A 1060-nucleotide genomic window follows, 5' to 3' on the forward strand; every position below is an offset into this window, starting at 1 on the left:
TGAGAAAAATTACATCATTAATGACATGTGTGTTTCTATTTACCATGGCCTTTCAGTCCACGGCACAGGAAAGAAGCATCGACGAGTTAATTCAGTCTTATGAAATCAACAAAAACAGCCCAAATAGCTTTACTCAATTCTTCACAATTGAAGAAATGAGGCAACTAAACGCCTATCTAAAAGACCAAACTACTCCAGAAGTTATCAATCAGAATCTTAGAAATGGCATATTAGCATACGGTTGGGAATCGCAAGCCAATGGATATGGTAGTTATGATATTAGCAGTCCTAATACTTACACTACTATTTCAGTTGGAGCACCAATTGCCGAGGGAGATTTTGAAGGAGCTGGTGCTATTGACCCTTTCAACAATACCACTGGTTATACAGCAGACACTGCGGGGAACCTCTATTCTCTTGATGTTTTGACTGGAATTTACACCCCAGCAGGAAATACTGGTTTAGTAGATGGTGGTTTTACTGGTCTTGCTTACAATCCTAATGACGGAGTTCTTTATGGCGTAGATAGTAACAATTTATACCTCGTGAATCCTGCTACTCCTGATGCAACTTTGTTAGGATCATTTGGGCTGCCTGGAGATGCTGGAAATCCAACAGGTATTGCTATAGCCTTTGCTATTGACGGGTCTGGAATGGGTTACACCTATGATATTGTTTTAGACATAGCTTACTCAATAGATTTAGGCACAGGAGCAACAACTTCATTAGGCTCAATTGGTTTTGATGCTTCTTTTGGTCAGGGAATGTTCTATGATCAAGCATCAGATGAAGTGTACCTTGCCGCTTTTAACGTTGCGGGAAACCTTTCTGAACTTCGTATTTTAGACACTACTACGGGAGGAACCACTTTAGTTGGTGAAATAAGCCCAGGTGCTTTAACACAAATTGCTTGGTCTTCTGTTCAGAATGAACCTCCTTTTGAATTTCCTCTTCCTTACTGTGGACCTTTAGTTTTTAGTGCTGCTGTAGAACCAATGACTAATGTTGAGTTTGCAGGAATTGAGAATAGAACTGATGCGCCAACAAATGGTACTCCCGC

Annotated in this window: 1 pseudogene; it reads left to right on the forward strand. The window is 40.5% G+C overall.

Going from position 1 to position 1060, the window contains the following annotated elements:
• Positions 1 to 20: 20 nt before the first annotated feature.
• A pseudogene (locus CXF67_RS09925) lies at positions 21 to 1060 on the forward strand (DUF4394 domain-containing protein); the annotation flags it as partial.

It is taken from the genome of Psychroflexus sp. MES1-P1E (assembly GCF_002836055.1).
Lineage (GTDB): Bacteria > Bacteroidota > Bacteroidia > Flavobacteriales > Flavobacteriaceae > Psychroflexus.